The 4756-nt window shown below is 60.0% G+C and carries 3 protein-coding genes; 1 reads left to right on the top strand and 2 read right to left on the bottom strand.

Annotated features, from left to right (window positions below; all coding sequences use genetic code 11):
• Window positions 1–353 (bottom strand): Bug family tripartite tricarboxylate transporter substrate binding protein (locus tag AC1D1X_RS15920; RefSeq protein WP_477698631.1); only part of this gene is annotated, 353 nt, incomplete at its 3' end.
• Window positions 354–1754: 1401 nt separating this feature from the next.
• Window positions 1755–2792, bottom strand: coding sequence for an AraC family transcriptional regulator (locus AC1D1X_RS15915; RefSeq protein WP_477698630.1), 1038 nt, complete (start codon window positions 2790–2792; stop codon window positions 1755–1757).
• Between the two features lie 190 nt (window positions 2793–2982).
• Between AC1D1X_RS15915 and AC1D1X_RS15910 the strand changes: the two genes are divergently transcribed.
• A complete protein-coding gene (locus AC1D1X_RS15910; protein ID WP_477670077.1) occupies window positions 2983–4605 on the top strand; it encodes a carboxyl transferase domain-containing protein in 1623 nt (540 codons plus the stop codon).
• Window positions 4606–4756: the final 151 nt, after the last annotated feature.

Genomic DNA, 4756 nt, shown 5'->3' with positions numbered 1-4756 from the left:
AAGTCGGTTTCCGGGTTGTAGGGCAAGGTTTTGAAGATGCTTTTGTTCGTCGTCAGAAAAGACGCCGGCGACACCATGATGGTGTAGCCGTCAGGCGCCGCCTTGGCCACCACCGGCACACCAATCTGCCCCGAGCCGCCGGCCCGGTTGTCCACCACAAAGGGCTGACCCAGGTCAGTGGTCAGCTGCTGGCTGACCTGGCGCGCCACCATGTCAACACTGCCGCCAGCCGGCAGCGCGACGATGACCTTGACCGGGTGGCTGGGGTAGGGCTCTTGCGCGAACGAGGAGGCGGCGAGCGCCAGGCCGGACGCGGCGCAAAGCGCCAGGCAAGCGGTGCGGGTGAATGACATAGGTCGCTTTCAGAGTTGGAGGGTACCGGGCGTCGCCAGTTCGCATTCCGTAAAACTTGCTCCGCCGTGGCTCGTGGGGATGCAAGTTGTATGCCTGCAAGCAGGGTTAGAGCTGGAGCTGGTGGGCGAAGACCGTGTGGGCATTCGTCTGCAGGCTGACCAAGATGCTGGCCGAGCGCRGCATCAGCATTGAGAGCATTCATACCGACATCGTGCGCAGCGGCGTCTCAGGCAAACAGACTTTCAAGGTCGAGGCGCATTTGCTGGTGCCGGCTACTTGTCTGTGGAGGCGTTGCAGAAGGAGCTTGGTAGCTAGGCAGCGAGATGAGGCTAGATATTTGCAATGGCTGGTTAGTCTTTTGAACGCTGCATTTTCATCACGTTCCGGTGACACCAGTTTGCTTTAAAGTCTCGTGCAACTGTTGCACCTCCATACCTCAGTCATATCCCGAACTTCAGCTTCTCTGAGGTGCTAAGACAGCGGCAGTGAGGCATCCGCCACCGACCGCGAATAATCTTCTGACCTCGTTTCTAGCCGCGATGCAATGCGCGGAACTGTCCTCCAAAAAGGCATTGAGTTTGGCGTCCATCAGGGCTCCCACACGGGTGGTGAGTGGGTCGTTGGGTGTGCCGTTCGCTGTTCGATTACCGCCGCAATTGATTTGCGTGTCATCTTGGCCTCACCCGGAAACCGGCCGGTCAGCAACAAGCATGAGTAGGAGAATGCGACGCTTGCGACCCAGAAGAAGATTGCCACAGCCAGTACGGACCACATGAAGACTGCGTTCTGTGCGCCCTCGGCATACATTGACCAGCTAACGCTTATCACGATACCCACTTGCACGAGGTTACCCAGCCAGCCCCACACAGTACGCAGCGGTCCGCACAGGTCCGAGAATCTGTTCCGCAGTAGCTCACTGCTGTACCGCTGTGAGGAATACTGAAGCAGTCTCGGAATGAGACCCTCATCATTCTCCAAAGATGAAAGCGGAACGCCCAACGCTAGGGACGCATCCTGCAGGCGGCGCTTTTGAACTAGCCCCTGCTCCCATGTCCCAAGTACAAGGGCCAAGATGCCAAAGGCGAGAGTCACGCCGAGCGCTCCCACCACATGAATAAATGCCATCTCCAGGCCCTCCACTTTGACAGATTCTGAGGCTCAGCAATGAGGTTGTCTAGTGAGCTTCCCGAAACTCCGAACGGGAAATAGGATCAACGTCGAGGTGGTGAGTGACAGAGCCTCGCGTGTCAGATGCCGTACTTGACAGGGCTAGTTAAAGATCTAACCGTACTTTGCCTTCGATGTGGCGAGTTTCGTCTGAAAAAGCCTCAATCCATTATGCGAATTGAGTTCTCTTCGCCGTACTCCAGCTTGATAAGTTTTAAAACACCAAAATGGACCTAGGTCTCATGGCAAGAGTTTCGAAATTCTCCAGGCGAAACGTTTGCCCAATCCCGAAACGCCCGAATAAAACTCTTCTCATTCCGAAAGCCCGAAGCCTCTGCCACCTGCTTGATCGGTTYTGAGGTTCGCAGCAACAACTCCTTCGCTTTCTCAAACCGCACCTCATCCTTGAGCTGCTGCAGCGAAGCCCCTTCCTCCTGAAGCTGCCGGTGTAACGAGCGCGCAGACATATTCAGCGCCGCCGCCAAAGTYTCCGCGTTGTGCGAAGCCACCCCCGGGTTCGCCAAGGCCTGACGCACTTGCTCAACCAACAACCGGTCACGCCGGTACTGCAACACCGTCAACGGCAAAGCACGCTGCAGCATCTGCTGCAAGGCCTTTTCATCACGACGGAGAGGCAAGGCCAGGTAGCGTGCATCAAACCGGATCTCGGCCTGCGCGGCATTGAACTGCAGCGGCCCGGGGAACATCAGCCCATAGGCCTCTACATGCGGCGGCGCGGCAAACGGAAAGCGTGCGCCCTGCAGCGGAATGCGCGAATCCACATACCAGCAGGCCAGGCCGTGGATGTTGCGCAGCACGTGCACCAAAGCAAACTCACCGACCTTGCCAGGGGCTTTTTCTTCGACCGTGATGGCGGCGGTGTCGCCGGAGGTGGTGACGCGCAGGGTGATGTCGTCGGCAATCAGCGCGTGGTGGCGGCACCAGCGTTTAAGGGCGACGCCCAGGTTGGGTGAGCTGATGGAGGCGCGGGCCAGCATGCCGTAGCTGCCCCAAGGCAGTTTGCGGCTGAAGGCGCCCAGGCCTTCGTCGTCCAGCTCCTGCATGGCGGCGCCTGAGAGTTGCTCCATCTGGCGGGCGGTGATGTGGGCGTTGACTTGCTTGAGCTGGGTTGGCGTGATCTGTGCCAGTTTCAGGGCTTCTGTCGGGCTTTGGTTGTAGCGTTTGTAGGCAGAGGCAATGCTTCTGGCAAAGGCCATGGGGGTGGCTGCTTTGGGTGGGCTGGCGGGTTTGACGGGTGCTTTGCTGAGCATGGTGACAATTTTCCGCCAAGGTGGCAGGATTTGCAACCTCATTGGCTGTGCCTGTGGGGCGGGTTTTCGCTAAGCTGGCTGTTTAGCGTTAATCTGGCTAAGGTGGGGCTCACGCACCCGACGGCCTGGCGCAGGTCAGCCCCATTTCAGTCCCGTTTCAGCGCCTTTCACCCGTATTTCAGGAATTGCCATGCCCGCTCTGGAGACAAAACTCAACGTCCGCTCTGCCGACTTTCAGGCCAATGCCACCGCCATGCAGGCCCAGGTAGACGACCTGAACGCGCAAGTCGCCAAGGCCGCCCTGGGTGGCGGTGAGGCCACGCGGGCGCGGCACGTATCACGCGGCAAGTTGCTGCCGCGTGACCGCGTGCAGATGCTGCTGGACCCGGGCACGCCTTTCCTGGAGCTCGGCCCCCTGGCTGCCAAAGACATGTACCCCGACCGTGACGGCACCGACAGCGCACCCTGCGCCGGCGTCATCACCGGCATTGGCCGCGTCAATGGGGTGGACTGCATGATCGTGTGCAACGACGCCACGGTGAAGGGCGGCACCTACTACCCGATGACGGTGAAAAAACATTTGCGCGCGCAGGAAGTGGCGATGCAGAACAACCTCACCTGCATCTACCTGGTCGATTCGGGCGGCGCCAACCTGCCGAATCAAGACGATGTGTTTCCTGACCGCGACCACTTTGGCCGCATCTTCTTTAACCAGGCCAACATGAGCGCGCAGGGCATTGCGCAGATCGCCGTGGTCATGGGCAGCTGTACGGCCGGCGGCGCGTACGTGCCGGCCATGAGCGACGAGACCATCATCGTCAAGAACCAGGGCACCATCTTTTTGGGCGGCCCGCCGCTGGTGAAGGCGGCCATTGGTGAAATCGTCAGCGCTGAAGACCTGGGTGGTGGCGATGTACACACGCGCCTTTCGGGTGTGGCCGACCACCTGGCGCAGAACGACGCGCATGCGCTGGCCCTGGCCCGCCAGGCCGTAGGCAGCCTCAACAAGACCAAGCGCTTCGACCAGGCCCTGCGCACGCCGGTGCCGCCGCTGCACAGCCCGCAAGAGCTGCACGGCGTGATTCCGGTGGACCCGAAAAAACCGTATGACGTGCGCGAGGTGATTGCCCGCATCGTCGACGGCAGCGAATTTCATGAGTTCAAGGCGCGTTTTGGCCCCACACTGGTCTGCGGCTTTGCGCACATTGAAGGCATGCCCGTGGGCATCATCGCCAACAACGGCATCTTGTTCAGTGAATCGGCCCAAAAGGGCGCGCACTTTATCGAGCTGTGCTGCCAGCGCAAGGTGCCGCTGGTGTTTCTGCAGAACATCACCGGCTTCATGATCGGCCGCAAATACGAAGCCGAAGGCATTGCCCGCCACGGCGCCAAGATGGTGACGGCCGTGGCCACGGCCCAGGTGCCCAAGTTCACCGTGATCATTGGCGGCAGCTACGGCGCCGGCAACTACGGCATGTGCGGCCGGGCGTATTCACCACGCTTTTTGTGGATGTGGCCGAACGCGCGCATCTGCGTGATGGGCGGCGAGCAGGCCGCCGGCGTGCTCGCCACCGTGAAGCGCGACGCGATTGAAGCCAAGGGCGGCACCTGGAGCACCGAAGAAGAGGCCACCTTCAAGCAGCCGGTGCTCGACCAGTTTGGCCAGCAGTCGCACCCGTATTACTCCACCGCGCGTGGCTGGGACGACGGCGTGATTGACCCGGCGGATACGCGGCGTGTGTTGGCGCTGGGGCTTTCGGCCACGCTCAACCAGCCCATCCCCGATACGAAGTTTGGCGTCTTCCGGATGTAATCGGCGGCCGATAGGAACCATCAAGGGCGGTTGGGGCAAAAAAAACGTGCATTGTGATGTTGTTGCGCGTCATATCCAGTGATTCAATAGCCGGCAACCCAACTCAAAAAAAGCAAAATGCAGAAATATCACCCGTTATGGCTTGTGGCCC

This window comes from Polaromonas sp. P1_G4 (genome assembly GCF_056405475.1).
This window is presented reverse-complemented; position numbering and strand designations above follow the sequence as displayed.

What these genes read in the sequence shown, in the direction of transcription:
- AC1D1X_RS15910 (WP_477670077.1), top strand. Translation starts at nt 2,983, where the DNA reads ATGCCCGCTCTGGAGACAAAACTCAACGTCCGCTCTGCCGACTTTCAG.